This window comes from Pedobacter sp. ok626, from assembly GCF_900100435.1.
Lineage (GTDB): Bacteria > Bacteroidota > Bacteroidia > Sphingobacteriales > Sphingobacteriaceae > Pedobacter.
On record NZ_FNEX01000030.1, the window covers coordinates 18,433 to 35,557 of the forward strand.

Consider the following 17,125-nt stretch of genomic DNA (forward strand, 5'->3'; position numbering starts at 1 on the left):
GCAATTTTGTCGAACAGAGACGAACGAGGTCCGAACAAGGTCCGTCCCAGGATCGGCTTTGTTATCCAGCACGATACAGCAGTGATACTGCTTTTCTACGAATCCAAAAAAAAAATGATTTGATTTAAACTCTGGCCAGAGAAGGTGGCCAAAATGGTGCGATTAGAATTTTAAATTCTAATCCAATATAGACAAAAAGTGGAAGAAAACCTAATTTGTTTTAATTAACCTCGCCACAAACATGGTATCGGCTTTATGTGTATAACCTTTGATCAGCTCCATTTTTTCGAGCTTTAAAGGAAGACTTTCTAACAAGTAGGCAATCACATCCTCATTTTCCTGTTTAAATACAGAACAGGTAATGTAAATTAAGGGCTTCCCTTCTTTCAAGTATTTAACCACATTCGTGGCAATGCTTTGCTGTAGCTTCGAGAAGTAACTAATCTTATGTTGTTCAAAATAATACAACATTTCGGGTGTCCTTCCCCAGGTTCCAGATCCTGAGCAGGGTGCATCCAGTATAATTCCATCGAATTCGTAATCGTGCAGGTCTTGATTGTTATTTTGCAACAGATCCAGCACTTTTTTCTGGTACTTCTTTAATCCGGCTTCTCTAAAGCGCTCATCCAGGTTGTTTAAGCTATTTTCTCTAACATCACTAACCAAAAGCTCTATTTTGGGTTGCAGATCATGTAGCAGCAGCGATTTACCGCCGGAAGCTGCACAGCAGTCCCACCATTTATCCCACATCTGAGGCTCAAAAAAACTGCCCGTTTGCTGGGAAGAAAGATCCTGTACCTGGTAGTTTGGCTGTCCGATTAATAACTGATCTAGTTTAGTGCCATTGGCAACAGCAAGGGTATTCTCCCCAATCTCCTCAACTACGATACCCTCTTTGTGCAGTACTTCAGTTATTTTTTTCAACTGTCCACCCGTTACTCTAATAAACAGATCTGGTTGTGTAAAAAAGGAGCATAAGAAAGCTGGCTTATCAATAGATTCAGAAAGCTCTTCATGGAAACTAAAAACATCGGTCAGCTCAAATGCTGGATAATTCGATTTGATTAGCTCCAGTTTTTCGGTCACAGAAAGCGCAATGTGTTGCTTCAATTCAGTCAACAAAGACTCGATAACCAGACTAGTAGTTTGATTACACAGGAAATCTGCAACGGCTAACCGCAAGTTGGTGTCTTCTTTAATTAATGCTTTGCCCAATCTAAAGAAACTGTAGATATAACGAGATGCCCAGCGCCGATCTGAGGAGCCCATTTGCTTATTCCTTTTAAAATAAGCAAACAGAAAGCGATGTAATGGCAGTGCGCCATCATAACTTTTAAAGATCTGTTCGAATGCTCTCAGCTGGTGTTCTACTCTCATTCAATAATATTTAAGGCAAAGTTTTTATAACGCAACAGCATCAAATTGGTATTGATGTATCCTTCGTTATTATCGTGTACAAAATGAAAGGAATTGTGAAGCCCCTTGTAATTTTCTTTAGTAAGGTATTTAATATAATTATCCCCATAATTAGAAAGCAGCCTTCCAAAATAGAAGCCAATATCAAATCCTTTGAAGGCATACTCTCCCGGCTCAAAATGGAATTGCGCTCTATATTTTTTGATGAAAGTGTTTACGTCTGATCTGGTATAATCTACCTTATAAGAAGAAGAAACAATTGTATTTAAAGCTTGAAGCTCTTCTGTGTTGTAATTCTGTTTAACCCAGTCTGGATGCCCAAAAAGCGAGATATTCAATCCCGTTTTTTTAATCTTCATCAACTTATCCAGTGTAGGTACTACAAACTTTTTGTCGGAAGAGCTGACTAGAATAACATATTGTTTTCCTTTGACAACCTTCGTTTCCATTGAGAAAACAGAAGCATATTCCTGAAAAGTGTATTGCTTTTTGCTGTTTGCAAAATAGGTTCTTAAAGGCTTCGAAAATATCTCATCACTGGCCGCCTTAGGGTTGATCAATACGACAATCGTAGTTGCGGGGTTGTAATTTTTACTGATGTAATTGCCAATCTTCTCCGCATGGAGATCGATGTTATTTACAATAGAAATCAAGTTAGGATTGGCAAATTCTGCTGGCTGTGAAGCAGCAAGCGGATTTACAACTGGTATCCCTCGCGAGATAGAGTAATTTGTAATGTATTTTAGCCCATCAGGATAAACCGGGCCAACGATTATGTTGCTACCCAATAAGCTGCCATTCTCTATTAAGTTAGCAATTTGGGCATTATTGTCCTGCGTATCGTAAACCTTAAGTTTAAAATTCTGCCCAGATGCGGCTGCAGAGTCTACGCCTAACTGAAATCCCTGATAGAAATCGATAGCTATGGCTGCCTTTTCTACTTCGGCTTTAGTGGCCGTCTTCAATTTGATCTCATTTAACCGAAAAGGCGCCAGTAGAGAAATAGTAGCCTGCTTCGCTTTTGAAGCAGGCTTTTCTATTTTCTCAACTTTCTTCGGTGTCTCGGGCTTCTTGGTCTCAGGCCTTATTTTTGGCGAACAGGCGGAGAGAAAAAGTGCCGATAATGCAATGATCCAATACTTATTCCCACTCAATTGTTGCAGGGGGTTTTGAACTAATATCATATACAACGCGGTTAATTCCTTTTACTTTGTTAATTATTTCATTAGAAATTTTTGCGAGTACGTTATATGGTAAATGACACCAATCGGCAGTCATACCATCAACAGATTCAACAGCGCGTAAAGCAATTGCATTCTCGTAAGTACGCTCATCACCCATTACCCCTACTGATTGAACTGGAAGGAATATCGCTCCTGCCTGCCATACTTTGTCGTATAAACCAGCTTCCTTTAAATTGTTGATATAGATGGCATCAGCTTCCTGAAGGATAGCGACCTTCTCAGGAGTTACTTCACCAAGAATCCTGATCGCTAAACCTGGTCCTGGGAAAGGGTGACGTCCAATAATAAAGTGCTCCAATCCCAACGATTTCCCTACCCTTCTTACTTCATCTTTAAATAAGGTATTTAATGGCTCAACTACTTTCAATTTCATGAAATCAGGTAAACCACCAACATTATGGTGTGATTTAATTGTTGCAGAAGGTCCTTTTACAGAAACCGACTCAATGATATCTGGATAGATTGTGCCTTGTGCCAACCATTTCACATCTTGTACCTGGTGTGCTTCATCATCAAAAACCTCGATAAATACACGTCCGATAGCTTTACGTTTCAATTCTGGATCTGTAAGACCTGCAAGCTGACTTAAGAAACGATCTTTAGCATCAACACCTTTAATGTTTAATCCTAGGTGTTTGTATTGCTCTAACACAGCTGCATACTCATCCTTACGTAACAAACCATTGTCAACAAAAATACAATGTAAGTTTTTGCCGATTGCTTTGTGTAATAATATAGCGGCTACACTTGAATCTACACCTCCTGAGAGGGCCAATACAACTTTGTCATCACCCAATTGCTTTTGCAATGCTGTGATGGTAGTCTCCACAAATGCATCTGGTGTCCATTCTTGTTTACATCCGCAGATGTCTACCAAAAAATTCTCCAATAACTGTTTACCATCAGTACTGTGGGTAACTTCCGGGTGAAACTGTATAGCATAAGTATCGGTTCCTTTAACTTGATAAGCAGCTACCGTTACGCTGTCAGTACTAGCGATCAGTTCAAAGTGTTCTGGTACTTTAGTAATGGTATCACCATGTGACATCCATACTTGTGAATCAAGGGCAATATTTTTAAATAACTTATTGCTTTCGGCAACATAATTCAGATGGGCTCTGCCATACTCACGAGTTGATGAAGCTTGTACTTCGCCACCCGATTGCTGAGCAATGTATTGAGCGCCGTAACAAACAGCAAGCACTGGGTAATTATCAAACTTTTTAAGATCTACCTGAGGAGCATCTTCCTGACGAACCGAATAAGGGCTGCCTGAAAGGATGATACCTTTTACATTTGAAGTGATTTCAGGAATTTTGTTAAATGGATGAATTTCGCAATAAACGTTTAACTCGCGTACCCTGCGTGCAATTAACTGTGTATATTGGGATCCAAAATCGAGAATTATGATTTTTTCTAGCATGGCCAAAGTTAAGAAAACTTATGCCGCGCTACAAGCAGGATTGTGAATTAACCTTGATTTTCGTACTTCAGGACTTCTACACCGAACCTTTTTAGGAAATCTACACCTTCATCACTCGCTAATCCCTTGTATGCAGCGTAAGAATCTCTGTAGTAAACTTTCTTAATACCTGACGACAAGATTAAACGCGCACAGGCGATACAAGGCGACAGTGTAGTATATAAGGTAGCTCCTTCTATTTTAGAGCCATTTTTTATCCCGTAGAGTATGGCATTCTCCTCTGCATGTAATGCTAATGAGCAGCTTCCACGTGAATCTCTGGCGCAACCAGTCTCCGGCCATTCTACATCGCAATTGTGTGTACCTGCAGGTGGACCATTATATCCTATGGAAATAATACGGGTATCTTTTGTCAATACTGCTCCTACTTGTGCTCGAACGCAATGCGAACGAAATGCAAGATCGGTAGCTAAATTCATGAAAATATGATTGAAACTTGGTTTTACTGTCATTCTACTCATTTCTCCCTTGATACTTAAAAAGTAGCTAAGGCGTTTATTTTATAATAATAAAGAAGGATAATTTTTTTGAAGCTAATTTATGTTTAAAATTGCATATTAGCACAATATATACGTTAGCTGAATGTTTGAAGCAATATTACAAGGGATAGGTGCGGGTATTTTATTTTCGTTTTTAACAGGGCCCGTGTTCTTTTCAATGATCAAAACCAGTATTGAAAAAGGATTCAAGGCCGGTTTTTCTCTGGCTATCGGGGTTATCATAAGTGACATAATTTTTATTAGTTTAACTATTTTCAGCTCACAGTTCGTTGATTATAATTCTACCTATAATAAATACATCGGCATCATTGGTGGTTTATTTTTGTTTGGAATTGGCTTATATTACTTATTACATAAAGTAAAAGTCTGTTACAATATAGAAGAAACCGTAAAAATCAATAGAAGTGGCTACATCTTAAAAGGTTTTTTAATGTGTCTTTTATCCCCATCTACCTTGATGTTTTGGATTATGGTTGGTGGTATCATATCGGTACAACTCCATTACGCTATGGCAGAGAAGGTGGTGTTCTTTATCATCGCTATGACAACGCAGTTGTCTGTAGATTGCTTAAAAACCTATTATGCGGCTAAGCTCCGATATAGAATCAAGGAGAAGACTATCCAAAACCTAAACAGAATTGCAGGAGCGGTAATATTGATATTTGCAATTAGGCTGTTTGTTGAAGTGATCCTTAAGTATTATTCGAAATAATCGTCAAAATAAGGGACAAAATAAGCCATTCTATTCACAGTCTGGAACAATTGATGCTGAAGGGCATCAAATATTCCTAGGCCTGTTCACAGAAGGCATATTTTGTTTGAATAGCACAATGTAAACCTTTAGTTACAAACTACATCGAAATCCTCACCAATAATAAAGGCCTATAGCATTTTGCTAAAGGCCTTTATTGTTTGAATATCAAATGTATTATACAGCTATGTTAACACACCTGTGAGGGTAAAAATGCTTGCTGTGAGGAGACCTAGGAATATTTGATGCCCTTCCGCATCAATTGTTCCAGACTCCGAGTAGCAGAGCTTTTTTACATCCTTAATATGCTCTTTGGTTATTACCTTCTTTCCAGTTCACAAAAGCTTTATTCACTACTTTGTTACCACCTGGAGTTGGATAGTTACCAGAGAAGTACCAATCGCCGCTATGATTAGGGCAGGCTACATGTAAGTTATCTAAAGTTTGATAGATCACTTCTACTTCGGCAATCGTATCCGCTGGAGTGATGATCTTAGTAATCTGTGCAGAGATTTCTTCTTGTTTAAAAGGTCTGTAAATATCTTTAACGTGATTTACAATTTCACCTTTAGGTAACAATAGGGAAGCTTTACATTTTTGATAAACTTCTTCGATTACATGTTCCATCCCTCTTTCTTTTAGCAATTGAATTGCGGCTTCAAATGCGACAAACTGTCCCATTTTAGACATATCAATACCATAGCAATCCGGGTAACGGATTTGAGGGGCAGAAGAAACAATAATGATCTTTTTAGGATGCAGTCTGTCAATGATTTTAATGATACTTTGTTTTAAGGTTGTACCCCTTACAATTGAATCATCAACTGCAACCAATGTATCAGTATGATTTTTGATCACGCCATAAGTGGTATCATAAACATGCGCTACCATATCGCCTCTATCCGCATCCTGAGTAATAAAGGTTCTCAATTTTACATCTTTGATCGCCAGCTTCTCTACTCTTGGGCGCATAGAAAGCAACTCATTAAGTGCGTCGTCGTCCAGGATATCCTTACGGTGGAGTAAAGCTTCTTTCTGATAGTCTCTGATGTATCCATGCAAACCATCTACCATTCCGTAAAATGATACTTCGGCAGTATTGGGAATAAATGAGAACACTGTATTTTTCAAATCAGCATTTACTGCTTTTAAGATCTGAGGGCACAATAAGGCACCCAGGTGTTTTCTTTCTTTATAGATTTCAGCATCACTACCTCTTGAGAAATAAATGCGCTCGAATGAGCAGGCTCTTTTTTCTTCCGGCTCTCTGAATATCTCTTGTGTTACCGTACCGTCCTTTTTAACAATAAGGGCATGTCCCGGTTCAATTTCTTTTACATTTTTAAACTGAATATTGAAAGCTGTTTGAATAGCAGGTCTTTCAGATGCTGCAACAACGATCTCATCATCCGCATAATAATATGCAGGACGTATGCCTGAAGGATCACGAAGTACAAAGGCATCACCGTTACCAATGATACCAGAAATGGCATAACCACCATCCCAGTTCTTAGCCGACCTTCTCAGGATCTTAGCGATGTCAAGGTTCTGAGAGATCTTGTGCGTGATCTGCACGTTATCTAAACCTTCTTTTTTATATGCATCAAACAACTCTTGATTCTCGTCATCCAAAAAGTGACCTATCTTTTCAAGAACAGTAATGGTATCCGCTTTTTCTTTTGGATGCTGACCCAATTCGTACAATTGCTCTAGTAATTCGTCAACATTAGTCATATTGAAGTTACCAGCAAGAACCAGGTTTCTGGTCATCCAGTTGTTCTGACGTAAAAATGGATGGCAGTTTTCAATACTGTTTTTACCGTGAGTACCATACCTTAAATGGCCTAGTAAAACCTCTCCGATAAAACTCACATTATGCTTTAACCACTCTGAATCTTGCATCAATTCAGGGGTTTCATTCTGAATATCTACAAACTTACCCTGAACATGTCCGAATATATCAGCAACTGCATTCTGAGCCATCGAACGATATCTACTGATGTAACGGTTTCCCGGTTTAACATCCAGTTTGATTGTTGCAATCCCAGCTCCGTCCTGTCCACGGTTGTGCTGTTTTTCCATCAAAAGATAAAGCTTGTTGAGTCCGTAAAGAGCAGTACCGTATTTTTCCTGGTAATATGAGAGCGGTTTTAAAAGGCGGATAAAGGCAATTCCGCATTCATGTTTTATCGAGTCACTCATTCGTGTGTGTTGTTTGAGCCGCAAATTTACCGTTAATAATAATCAGAACCTAGAAAGAAATATAAAGAAAATTTCGCCTGACTTTCGGCGACAGAAAACAAAAACAGCTCTAAAAACCAAGGAAATAGCCTTTCTCCCTATTATGGGAGATAAAAAACAAGGAATTTTTTCTTTATTTCATCAAGTCAATGACATGTAATTTTATCAAAAACGGCATGATTTGCCTTCAGTGCAGCTCCTAAATCCTCATCAGATCATTTGACGCAGGAGGCGTGGCTGGAAACGATTTCCTTGCCGAAAAATATGGATGCACTGGCATCAAAAGCCTGCGGGTCCCCAGAAGTAAAAAACTGGCTATGCCCTTCTTTGGAAATCTTACCTTCGATTTCCGTATGTTTTTCAAGATAAACTGCCAGACTGTTCGCTACAATATCATCTTGTCCCAGCACATTAATGTGCGCAGGTAGTGCTTCTGTTATCTTCGGGATTAGCAATGGATAATGGGTACAAGCCAAAACGATACAATCAATTTCATCATCCTTAGCCAACAGCTGATCTACATATTTATGCACGAAGTAATCTGCGCCTTCATGCAGATGTTCATCATTTTCTATCAATGGGACCCACATTGGGCAACTCTGTTGGGCCACTTTTATCTCAGGAAAGAACTTATTAATTTCCATCAGATACGATTCAGAATTAATTGTTCCCCGAGTCCCCATAACACCTATCCGTTTGGTCTCTGTAAAGTCGCCTACGATCTCCGCTGTAGGTCTAATTACACCAAGTACCCGATGGTTAGGATATTTAAATGGAAGTACGTTTTGCTGAATGGAGCGCAAAGCTTTTGCCGAGGCCGTATTGCAGGCCAGGATAACCAATGGGCAACCCTGGGCAAATAACCATTCCACACACTCCAACGTATATTGATAAATCGTCTCAAAAGAATGGTCTCCATAAGGAGCCCGGGCATTATCGCCAAGATAGATATAGTTGTATTGAGGTAGTTTTTTGACAATAGATTTAAATACGGTAAGTCCACCATAACCTGAATCAAAAATACCTATAGCTTGTTTATTTTTCATTATAAAAAAAACGGGACTGAGTTTTTGACTCAGTCCCGCAATTTAAATATTTTGTTTATGCTAACCTATTTTTTAGGTGCAGTAGTTGTTGCTGCGCCAAGACCTAATTTAGTTCTCACTAAAGCGGTGATATCTTCACCACCATCCCAGTAAATTAATGCCTGGTTTGCAGTATCAAATACATATGCATAACCTTTTTCTTTAGCTACTGCTTTAATTGCATTGTCAGCTTTAACCTGAATAGGGTTAAACAATTCAGCATTTTTAGCTTCTAATTCTTGTTGAGCTTTAGTTCTAGCATCAGTAATGCGTTTCTCAAGATCTTGCAATTCAACACTCTTCGCTTGTAAATCTTTACCTACAGCTTCTTTGTTCGCTTCGCTCATTGTTTTTTCTAATTCTTGAGCAGCTTTAAGCTTACCTTGGTATTCAGCGATCATCTTTTCGATTTCAGTTTGTTTACCTTTCTGAAGGTTTTCTAACGTTGTGCGGGCAGTTTTAACCTCTGGCATTGCTTCGATAATGTTTGCCGAGTTTAAGTGTGCAAGTTTTTGTTGTGCATTTGCAATGTTAGCAGTAAACAATAACCCTGCTGCTAAAAAAAATGCATTGATTAACTTTCTCATTCTATTTGTCTTAATAATTGTTTCTAATTTATGTTTAATCTCTCTATTTTACTGTTGTCTCTGGCTTATATCCCAACTTCCTAATTACATCATTACTGACATCATAAGCGCTACTGGCATAAATCATCATTGTTGCTTCACTACTTTTATCAAAAATAAAATCTAGCAATTTGGCTTTTGCTATCTCAGCTACAGCCTTAGTTACACTATTTTGAATCGGGCTTAACAATTTAGTCCGGGCTTGAAATAACTCTCCTTCCGGGGCGAATATTTTACGTTGAAATTCTTTAGCCTGTTTTTCCTTTTCAATAATATCGTTCTCTCTTCTTTTGCGCATATCCTCTGTCAGTAATACCTGATCTGCCTGATAAGCTTTATACATTTTATCAATTTCAACAAAGTTATTGTCTACTTGTTTTTGCCATTGTTGCGACAAAACATTCAACTGATTTAATGATGACTTATAATCTGGCAAATGCTTCAGAATATATTCTGTATCAACATATGCAAACTTCTGTGCAAATGCACCAAAGCTTCCGAACAGCAAGATGCAAATTAAAAAATACTTTTTCATGTGTATATGTTTATTTTTCAGTGGTATTTGTTGTTTCAATTGTCTTAAAGCTACACTCCCTGCTTTAAAGGCTTCAAATTAAGATAGGTTTGCTAAGCTTCGCCTAACAAACCTATCTTAATTTCTTCTACTATTTTTTAATTAAATCCTCCAAGCTGTTGGGCAATACTAAAGTGGAACTGTCCTTTATTGGCATCAGGTGATCCAGGAATATTATCAAATCCATAACCCCAATCGATACCTAACAATCCAAATATCGGTAAAAATATTTTTGCACCAAAACCTGCCGAGCGTCTAACATTAAACGGATTAAAGTCAGCAAACTTATTCCAGGTGTTACCACCTTCAGCAAAAGCTACTAAAAACGCCGTAGCCTGTTGACTTGCAATTACAGGGTATCTTAGCTCCATTACGTATTTTGTGAAGATTGGGCTACCTGATTGTTGGGCAATATTAGGGTTCGATCCTACTGGTATTACCGAGTTATTGGCATATCCACGCATAGCGATCAATTCTGATCCTTGCAAGAAGTCGAAACCTTGCATACCGTCTCCACCCAGTTTAAATCTTTCGAAAGCAGACTGACCAACTGCACTGTTATATGAACCAAGGAAACCAAACTGAGCTTGTGCCTTAACTACAAACTTACCCGCTAATCTTTGGAACCATTGCGATTCAAATTTCCACTTGTGGTACTCTGTGAATTTATAACGTTGCTTATCTGATGCAGTAGCATAGTTCACATTATTCAACAATGAATAAGGTGGCGTTGCCTGAACTGTAAATTTAAAGTAAGATCCACTTTGAGGGAAAATTGGGGAATCTCTTGAATCCCTGCTTAGTTCCTGTGTTAAGTTGAAGTTATATGAAGTCCCTGTGCTAAATAAAAATCCACCATAGTTGTTCAATATGTATTGTTGTGCGTTGATAGCGTGAGTTAACTGGAAGTAGTTATCAGGGAAGTTTAATCTTCTTCCTAAACTTACAGTAACACCATTTAAACGGATTTTCGAATACTGACTGCTCGAAGGATCAATTGTACCATAATAACTTCGTCCACCATTAGACTGTAATGAAGTAAAAGCACTCACTCCAAAACTGATTGGTTTTTTACCACCTAACCATGGCTCAGAGAAAGAGAAGCTATACGACTGGTAAAACTTACCATTTGTTTGTCCACGTAAACTTAACTTCTGTCCGTCTCCTTTTGGTAAAGGTTTATAAGCACTTAAGTTAAACAGGTTCCTTAATGAGAAGTTGTTAAATGTTAAACCCAATGTACCGATGATATTACCACCACCAAAACCACCTGAAAGTTCAATCTGATCTGAAGGCTTCTCTTCAACATGATACTCAATGTCGACTGTTCCATCAGCAGGATTCGGCTTAGGGATTGGGTTTGTTTTTGACTCATCAAAGTTCCCCAATTGACCGATCTCACGAACACTTCGAATCAATAGATCTTTTGAGAATTTCTCTCCCGGTTTAGTACGGATATCACGTAAAACAACACGGTCGTTGGTGATGGTATTTCCAACTACAGTAATTCTGTTATTGGTATACTGAGGTCCTTCATAAATCCTCATTTCCATTTCAACGGTATCACCATAGATCTTCGTTTGAACTGGCTCAACGTTAAAAGTCAAATAACCATCATTCAGGTAGATACTAGATACGTCATCACCGTTAGCACTTCCTCTTAATTTCTTCTCTAATTTTTCTTCACTAAACACCTCACCTTTTTCGATGCCTAATGCTCTTTGTAAATAATCAGTTGTGTATTTTGCATTACCTACCCAGGTAATGTTACCGAAATAATATTTAGGGCCTTCAAATATGTCGATGTCGATATTTACTGCCTTCGGACTGTACTGATAAACACTGTCTCTTAAAATCACAGCATCACGGTAACCTTTATCATGCATTTTAGCAATCAATTTTACCTTATCCTCATCATATTTCTCTTTATTGAATTTTCCTGAACCGAACACTTTATAAAATGCCTGTTGCTTGGTCTTCTTTAGGTACTTGCGCAACTTAGCAGATGAAAAGTCTTTATTTCCAGTAAAGTTGATCTGATGAACTTTAACTTTTCTGCCTTTATCAACTTTTACCATTAACACAACGCTATTCTCCTGACTAGGATCTGGTTTAGTTGAATATTCCACATTGGTGAAGAAGTATCCTTTGCCCAATAAAAACTTTTTAATGGTAGCAGTGGTACTGCTGTATAAGTTATCATTGATAATTGCCTTACCTGCTTTTTCACCTAGCTTTTCAAGAATATCTGTTTTTTGCGATTTGCTAACCCCTGTAAATTCGAAAGAACCTAAACGCGGACGTTCAACCACTTCAATATCGAAATACACGGTATCTTCAACGAGCTTGACGATGTCTAACTGCACATCATCAAATAAGCCCTGAGCCCAAAGATTTTTGATTGCATTTGCTGTTGCCTCACCCGGAAGCACAACTTTCTCTCCTTTAATAAGTTTTGAAAGTGTAATGATTACATCTTTATCCAGGTATTTGGTACCTGTTAAAGTCGTACCGCCAATGATATACTCTTTAGGATTGAAATAATCCAGTTCTAATCCTTTAACTTTTAAAGAAGGTGCTGCAGGATTGGACTGAGGACGGGTAATCTGTGCCATTGTTGGTAAACCAATCAACAACAATAATATAAGTTGGTATATTCTTTTCATTTACAATCTAAAAATCGATGCTAAGTTAATTTAAACACATGTTAAAAAGTGTTAAAAGTAAAATTAGTTAAGTTGTTCACTAATTTTACCGAAGCGGCGTTCGCGCTTTTGGTAGTCTACAATAGCCTCAAAAAGGTCTTCCTGTCTAAAGTCAGGCCACAGCTTATCTGTAAAATATAACTCTGTGTAGGCCATTTGCCACAGCAGAAAATTACTAACCCTGTGTTCACCACTGGTTCTGATCATCAATTCCGGATCGGGCATATTTATGGTGGTCAACTGAGCTGAAAACCGCTCTTCATTAATATCTTCAATATTTAATTCCTGGTCTTTTACCAGTTTGGCCAGTTTCTTTGCAGCTTCGATAATTTCCCATTTAGCGCTATAGCTCAAAGCTAAAGTTAAGGTACAGCGGGTATTATTTGCGGTCTTATCCATCGCACTTTTCAAATCATCAATACACTTTTGAGGAAGCGAACTGATATCTCCTATGGCATTAAGTCTGATGTTATTTTTGGTAAGGGTTTCAGTTTCCTGATTGATAGTAGAAATCAGCAACTCCATTAAAGCATTTACTTCTTCGATTGGTCTGTTCCAATTTTCAGTCGAAAAAGCGTAAACAGTTAGGTATTTGATACCTATATCCACGCAGCCTTCTACGATATCTTTTACTGACAGTACACCACTTTCATGACCAAAAGCCCTGAATTTACCTTGATTTTTAGCCCATCTACCATTACCATCCATAATGACGGCGATGTGTTCTGGTAAGCGATTGATATCTATTTGTTCTTTAAATCCCATTTATTATCCGCAAATATGCTTAAAATGTATAACATTTTTGGGACACAAAGGTATAAGATATGCCAATACCTACAAACATATATGTATCTCTTTTTCTAAAATCGCCTCTCTGTACACCTGGATCACCATATTGAGTAATAGAAGGATCCGAAAGAAACTTACGATCAGCGAAATAGGCATCATTTTGCCAAACATTTGGATTCGGGTATTTGCCACTTACATCATCCAAATAATCGGTGTAAGCTGTTCGGTATCCGATCTGCGAAAATAGCCCCCAACGTTCTTTTAAATGCACTTTAAAACCAATTCCATAGGGTATGCTCAACGCATAAGATCGGTAAGCTTCATTTTGCCCTTCGGTTTGGTAATATTTTAACTTGTATTCGTTATCGTTATAAACTGCTTTTGGATTGTAAAAGACGCCACCTATACCTGTAAAAATATATGGAGTGAATCTTTTGGTCCCACCGCCGGCAAAATAATTCAGGAAGTTAAAATCAACTTGCAGGCTAAATTCATTTAAAGCCGTCTGGAAATTTAGGTTTCGATCTCTAAACTGTTTATTTTCTGAATCGGCATCATTCCCTCTAATTTTACCATAGGTATAATAAAGACCAACACCCCAATATGGATCAAGGTTAATTTTGGCGTATCCTCCTACTGAGATGCCAGAAATTTTTAAAGGTTGATTTTGATTTAGATCGCCCATATAGCCGGCTCCTCCCCCACCTATTCCTAATTCAAAAGTTTGGGCATGGACGCCTAATATTCCGAGAAAAAAGGGAAAAAAATATACAAGTGGCCGGATATATTGCATACTAATAATTGCGGGTATCTATGCCCCATAGGAGCTTATTTCTTAACGTTGTCAGATAGCTTTCATTGTTCAACCTGATCAAATTTACATGAAATTTCGCCTTATTGAGGGTTAACTTTACCGACCGGTCTACCGTTTCCGTTCTCGAATCACATGACACCAGGAATTTAGCACTTCTGGCTTCTACCTCAAAAGTTAAAGAAACATCATCAGGAACAATTACTGGCCTCACATTGAGGTTATGCGGAGCTATTGGTGTAATTACAAAGTTTTGTGAACTGGGATAAATGATCGGTCCACCACAACTTAAGGAATAAGCTGTAGAGCCTGTTGGCGTGGCGATAATTAAACCATCAGCCCAATAGGAGTTTACAAATTCATTATTCATATACGCATGAATAATCATCATCGCCGAATTGTCTCTGCGGTGAATGGTGATGTCATTCAGTGCAAAATTCTCTTCTCCAAAAAGGTTATAGGTAGATGCTAAACTAAGCAGGGTACGTTTATCCAGAGAAAATTCTTTATTCTTTAAAGCTTCTATAGCTATCTTGATTTCATCTTTGTTGATGCTGGCCAGGAAACCCAGCCGGCCAAAGTTAATTCCTATCACCGGTATTCCCGAATCGCGGACTAAAGATAGCGTATCCAGCAAGGTGCCATCACCCCCTAAGCTCACCAATACATCTGTGTGCCCAACAAGTTCGTTATGTTGTGTAAAGGCCGTTATATGCGTTGGTAGTTTGATTTTATCCTTTATAAAATCAAGGTATTTTTTATAGACAAGAATAGGCGTTTTATATTGATCAAGAACATTAAAAACTTCCTGAACATAAGGTAAAACACTATTATTGAATTCCCTACCGTAAATTGCAATCTTCATTTAGCGTCGATTTTCGTGGTCTTTATTTTTAAACGGCAGTTATACGTTCAGATAATTCATAAACGAATTAAACCTGTCTTCCGTTCCATCATCCGCCTTGGTGTTATTAAACACTGCTTTTACCTGGTAGTTATACCTTTCGAAAGAAGCAATAATACCAGACAATTCCGTTTTATTAATTTTCAATGTTACCTCTAGCTTGGTAGAGTCAGGAAAAGACTGCACATAGGAAGATAGAATTTGTGCATTGTCAGCCTCCACAATCTGAGCCATATGGGCTAGGGAGTTATTTCTATTGCTAATTTCCAATACGATAATTCCACCTGCATCCTTTACGGCAAAAATATCGGCGACATAGCCTAAAAGACTATTAACAGCAACCAATCCAAGGTAATTTTTCTTATAATCCAGCACTGGGACTGCTGAAAGGTTGAGTTGGGTGAGCAACCTAATGATATCATAAATGTGTGCATCTTCATACACAAATGGATTTAAAAGGGATAAGGAAAGACTACCGATAGGCGAATCTACATCCTTAACCTCGATCAATTCATCTTCTGCCAACAAACCCAGAAATTGGGATTCATTTACGATTGGCATATGAGAAAGTTTGAACTCAGTCATCCGCTCCAAAGCTTTCTGAACAGTGTCAGATGTTTTTAGAGGGGGGATTGAATAAGATATGAGTTCAGATGCCAACATTTATTTAAGTAATATTCTGTTTAAAAATTTGCTCAAGTATTCGTTGAAAACTTCAGGACGTTCCATCATTGGAGCGTGTCCACATTTATCAACCCAGTTCAATTCCGAATTTGGCAAGAGTTCATGAAACTCTTCTGCTACCTCCGGTGGTGTTACTTTATCTTGTTGGCCCCAGATCAAAGAAACAGGGATAGTAATTCTGGAAAGGTCTTTAGACATATTGTGTCTAATTGCAGACTTTGCCAACGCAAGGATACGAATTACCCTTGAACGATCATTTACGGTTTTATATACCTCATCCACCAATTCTTTGGTAGCTGTAGCGGGATCATAAAATGTAAATGCTACTTTCTCCCGAATGTAATCATAACTCTCTCTCTTTGGAAAAGAACCGCCAAAAGCATTTTCATATAAACCCGAGCTACCTGTAAGCACAAGTGCCTTTACACTTTCCTGATGCGCCAGGGTAAATATAAGTCCAACATGACCACCCAATGAGTTGCCGATTAAAACAACCTGGTTAGTCTTTTTATGTTTCAAAAATTTATTAACGTATTTAGATAAGGTTCTTACACCAAGCGTTAAAATAGGAAGTTCATAAATTGGTAAAATCGGCACCAGGATATGATAATTGTCCTTAAAATGATCAATTACGGGCTCCCAATTGCTCAATTCGCCCATTAATCCATGAAGTAATACCAGGGCTTCACCTTTTCCGGCTTCTATATATTTAAACCCACCTTCGTCTATTACTTCGTATTTCATATATAATTTGTGTAATGTATTATTGCTACTAAGTTAGTAGAGTAAAATTAATTTAATGTAATTTAATATATTAATTTAATGAAAAAAAAGCAATTCATTTAATTTGCAGCATAATTTATGCCAATTGCTTTTTCACAAGTTCTGCGATGAGTTTACCATCAGCCTTGCCTGCCAGTTCTTTATTCGCTAATCCGATCACTTTGCCCATATCTTTAATAGAAACAGCTCCAGCATCTTTAATGAGTTTTGCAATAATCTGTTCCACTTCTGCCTCATCTAATTGCTTTGGCATAAAGCCACTGATTACGGCTATTTCTTCTTCTTCAACGATACTTAAATCTTCGCGGCCCTGTTGCTTATAAATGTCAGCAGATTCCTTTCTTTGTTTAACCAGCTTTTGTAAAAGTTTAATTTCAGTCTCTTCTGTAATTTCCTCAGCGGTTCCTTTTTCGGTTTTCGCCAATAACAAAGCTGCTTTTATCGCTCTTAAACCTCTTAACCTTGCTTGGTCTTTAGCCAACATGGCTTGTTTTATTTCCTGATCTATTGTATTTGATATCATTGTGTT

Annotated in this window: 16 protein-coding genes; 1 reads left to right on the top strand and 15 read right to left on the bottom strand. The window is 38.0% G+C overall.

What is annotated here, in order from left to right:
- Positions 1-210 precede the first annotated feature (210 nt).
- The 4 genes from BLS35_RS27100 to BLS35_RS27115 are packed head-to-tail and all read right to left on the bottom strand — an operon-like array spanning position 211 to position 4,562.
- Positions 211-1,377, bottom strand: a complete 1,167-nt coding sequence (locus tag BLS35_RS27100; RefSeq protein WP_090787763.1) for an RsmB/NOP family class I SAM-dependent RNA methyltransferase — start codon at positions 1,375-1,377, stop codon at positions 211-213.
- Entirely contained in the window at positions 1,374-2,600 is a 1,227-nt protein-coding gene (locus BLS35_RS27105; protein WP_090787766.1) for an ABC transporter substrate-binding protein, read from the bottom strand. Before BLS35_RS27105 ends, BLS35_RS27100 begins: the two co-directional genes overlap by 4 nt.
- Positions 2,557-4,083: a glutamine-hydrolyzing GMP synthase gene (gene guaA, locus BLS35_RS27110; protein ID WP_090787769.1), complete on the bottom strand. Its 1,527-nt coding sequence runs from the start codon at positions 4,081-4,083 to the stop codon at positions 2,557-2,559. The genes BLS35_RS27105 and guaA overlap by 44 nt, the downstream gene beginning before the upstream one ends.
- Positions 4,084-4,130: 47 nt before the next feature.
- A complete protein-coding gene (locus tag BLS35_RS27115) occupies positions 4,131-4,562 on the bottom strand; it encodes a deoxycytidylate deaminase (RefSeq protein WP_207909134.1) in 432 nt (143 codons plus the stop codon).
- 163 nt (positions 4,563-4,725) lie between these two features.
- Here BLS35_RS27115 and BLS35_RS27120 point away from each other — a divergent pair, with 163 nt between their 5' ends.
- On the top strand, positions 4,726-5,355 hold the full coding sequence (locus BLS35_RS27120; RefSeq protein WP_090787775.1) for a LysE family translocator: 630 nt from the start codon (positions 4,726-4,728) through the stop codon (positions 5,353-5,355).
- Between the two features lie 339 nt (positions 5,356-5,694).
- Here the strand turns inward: BLS35_RS27120 and BLS35_RS27125 are convergent, their stop codons facing one another.
- The 11 genes from BLS35_RS27125 to BLS35_RS27180 all read right to left on the bottom strand — a co-directional run bounded on the left by BLS35_RS27125 (position 5,695) and on the right by BLS35_RS27180 (position 17,119).
- Positions 5,695-7,596: an amidophosphoribosyltransferase gene (locus BLS35_RS27125; RefSeq protein ID WP_090787778.1), complete on the bottom strand. Its 1,902-nt coding sequence runs from the start codon at positions 7,594-7,596 to the stop codon at positions 5,695-5,697.
- Between the two features lie 254 nt (positions 7,597-7,850).
- Positions 7,851-8,681: a glutamate racemase gene (gene murI / locus BLS35_RS27135; protein WP_090787784.1), complete on the bottom strand. Its 831-nt coding sequence runs from the start codon at positions 8,679-8,681 to the stop codon at positions 7,851-7,853.
- A gap of 65 nt (positions 8,682-8,746) precedes the next feature.
- On the bottom strand, positions 8,747-9,307 hold the full coding sequence (locus BLS35_RS27140; RefSeq protein WP_090787788.1) for an OmpH/Skp family outer membrane protein: 561 nt from the start codon (positions 9,305-9,307) through the stop codon (positions 8,747-8,749).
- A 43-nt stretch (positions 9,308-9,350) separates the two neighbouring features.
- Entirely contained in the window at positions 9,351-9,881 is a 531-nt protein-coding gene (locus BLS35_RS27145; RefSeq protein ID WP_090787852.1) for an OmpH/Skp family outer membrane protein, read from the bottom strand.
- Positions 9,882-10,018: 137 nt separating this feature from the next.
- The gene (locus BLS35_RS27150) at positions 10,019-12,586 is read right to left on the bottom strand and encodes a BamA/OMP85 family outer membrane protein (RefSeq protein ID WP_165973344.1); all 2,568 of its coding nucleotides are present in this window, start codon (positions 12,584-12,586) and stop codon (positions 10,019-10,021) included.
- A 63-nt stretch (positions 12,587-12,649) separates the two neighbouring features.
- Positions 12,650-13,390, bottom strand: a complete 741-nt coding sequence (locus BLS35_RS27155) for an isoprenyl transferase (RefSeq protein ID WP_090787793.1) — start codon at positions 13,388-13,390, stop codon at positions 12,650-12,652.
- A gap of 19 nt (positions 13,391-13,409) precedes the next feature.
- Positions 13,410-14,207, bottom strand: a complete 798-nt coding sequence (locus BLS35_RS27160) for a type IX secretion system protein PorG (RefSeq protein ID WP_165973345.1) — start codon at positions 14,205-14,207, stop codon at positions 13,410-13,412.
- A gap of 1 nt (position 14,208) precedes the next feature.
- Positions 14,209-15,090, bottom strand: coding sequence for an NAD kinase (locus BLS35_RS27165; protein ID WP_090787796.1), 882 nt, complete (start codon positions 15,088-15,090; stop codon positions 14,209-14,211).
- 39 nt (positions 15,091-15,129) lie between these two features.
- On the bottom strand, positions 15,130-15,792 hold the full coding sequence (locus BLS35_RS27170; RefSeq protein WP_090787799.1) for a CBS domain-containing protein: 663 nt from the start codon (positions 15,790-15,792) through the stop codon (positions 15,130-15,132).
- Positions 15,793-16,557 carry an alpha/beta fold hydrolase gene (locus tag BLS35_RS27175; RefSeq protein ID WP_090787802.1) on the bottom strand — a complete coding sequence of 255 codons (765 nt, stop codon included), beginning with the start codon at positions 16,555-16,557 and terminating at the stop codon, positions 15,793-15,795.
- Between the two features lie 115 nt (positions 16,558-16,672).
- Entirely contained in the window at positions 16,673-17,119 is a 447-nt protein-coding gene (locus BLS35_RS27180; protein WP_090787805.1) for a GatB/YqeY domain-containing protein, read from the bottom strand.
- Between the last annotated feature and the right edge of the window lie 6 nt (positions 17,120-17,125).

Bases quoted from the DNA above. Each gene is read 5' to 3' on its own strand.
- BLS35_RS27100 (WP_090787763.1), bottom strand. From the start codon at position 1,377: ATGAGAGTAGAACACCAGCTGAGAGCATTCGAACAGATCTTTAAAAGT.
- BLS35_RS27105 (WP_090787766.1), bottom strand. From the start codon at position 2,600: ATGATATTAGTTCAAAACCCCCTGCAACAATTGAGTGGGAATAAGTAT.
- guaA (WP_090787769.1), bottom strand. From the start codon at position 4,083: ATGCTAGAAAAAATCATAATTCTCGATTTTGGATCCCAATATACACAG.
- BLS35_RS27115 (WP_207909134.1), bottom strand. From the start codon at position 4,562: ATGAATTTAGCTACCGATCTTGCATTTCGTTCGCATTGCGTTCGAGCA.
- BLS35_RS27120 (WP_090787775.1), top strand. From the start codon at position 4,726: ATGTTTGAAGCAATATTACAAGGGATAGGTGCGGGTATTTTATTTTCG.
- BLS35_RS27125 (WP_090787778.1), bottom strand. From the start codon at position 7,596: ATGAGTGACTCGATAAAACATGAATGCGGAATTGCCTTTATCCGCCTT.
- murI (WP_090787784.1), bottom strand. From the start codon at position 8,681: ATGAAAAATAAACAAGCTATAGGTATTTTTGATTCAGGTTATGGTGGA.
- BLS35_RS27140 (WP_090787788.1), bottom strand. From the start codon at position 9,307: ATGAGAAAGTTAATCAATGCATTTTTTTTAGCAGCAGGGTTATTGTTT.
- BLS35_RS27145 (WP_090787852.1), bottom strand. From the start codon at position 9,881: ATGAAAAAGTATTTTTTAATTTGCATCTTGCTGTTCGGAAGCTTTGGT.
- BLS35_RS27150 (WP_165973344.1), bottom strand. From the start codon at position 12,586: ATGAAAAGAATATACCAACTTATATTATTGTTGTTGATTGGTTTACCA.
- BLS35_RS27155 (WP_090787793.1), bottom strand. From the start codon at position 13,390: ATGGGATTTAAAGAACAAATAGATATCAATCGCTTACCAGAACACATC.
- BLS35_RS27160 (WP_165973345.1), bottom strand. From the start codon at position 14,207: ATGCAATATATCCGGCCACTTGTATATTTTTTTCCCTTTTTTCTCGGA.
- BLS35_RS27165 (WP_090787796.1), bottom strand. From the start codon at position 15,090: ATGAAGATTGCAATTTACGGTAGGGAATTCAATAATAGTGTTTTACCT.
- BLS35_RS27170 (WP_090787799.1), bottom strand. From the start codon at position 15,792: ATGTTGGCATCTGAACTCATATCTTATTCAATCCCCCCTCTAAAAACA.
- BLS35_RS27175 (WP_090787802.1), bottom strand. From the start codon at position 16,557: ATGAAATACGAAGTAATAGACGAAGGTGGGTTTAAATATATAGAAGCC.
- BLS35_RS27180 (WP_090787805.1), bottom strand. From the start codon at position 17,119: ATGATATCAAATACAATAGATCAGGAAATAAAACAAGCCATGTTGGCT.